The 438-nt window shown below is 59.8% G+C and carries 1 protein-coding gene; it reads left to right on the top strand.

Annotation, left to right across the window (positions count from 1 at the left end; all coding sequences use genetic code 11):
- A partial coding sequence (locus UB23_RS29795; RefSeq protein ID WP_045060467.1) for a cadherin-like domain-containing protein occupies positions 1-438 on the top strand: 438 nt, incomplete at both ends.

The raw sequence follows: 438 nt of genomic DNA on the forward strand, positions 1-438 counted from the left end.
ACGGCGACGTGACCGTGGTCAACTTCACCATCGGTGCGAACACCTACACCGCCGGCAGTACGGCGACTATCGCCAATGTCGGCACCCTGGTCATTGCGGCCAATGGCGCCTACACCTTTACTCCGACTGCCAACTACAACGGCAGCGTGCCAGTGGTCAGCTACACCGTCACCGACGGTTCCGGTAGCAATGTCACTTCGACTCTGAACATCAGCGTCACCCCGGTTGATGACAGCTTCACCGATGCCAGCGAAACGGTCTCCACCCTGGAAGACACTGCCGTGACCGGCAGCGTCCTCACGGGTACCTCAAGCGTCGACGGCGATGTGACTGTGGTCAACTTCACTATCGGCACTAGCACTTACACCGCTGGTAGCACCGCGACCATCGCCAATGTCGGCACCTTGGTAATCGGGGCAAACGGGGCGTACACCTTCA

The sequence above is a fragment of the Pseudomonas sp. ES3-33 genome, from assembly GCF_000952175.1.
Lineage (GTDB): Bacteria > Pseudomonadota > Gammaproteobacteria > Pseudomonadales > Pseudomonadaceae > Aquipseudomonas > Aquipseudomonas gregormendelii.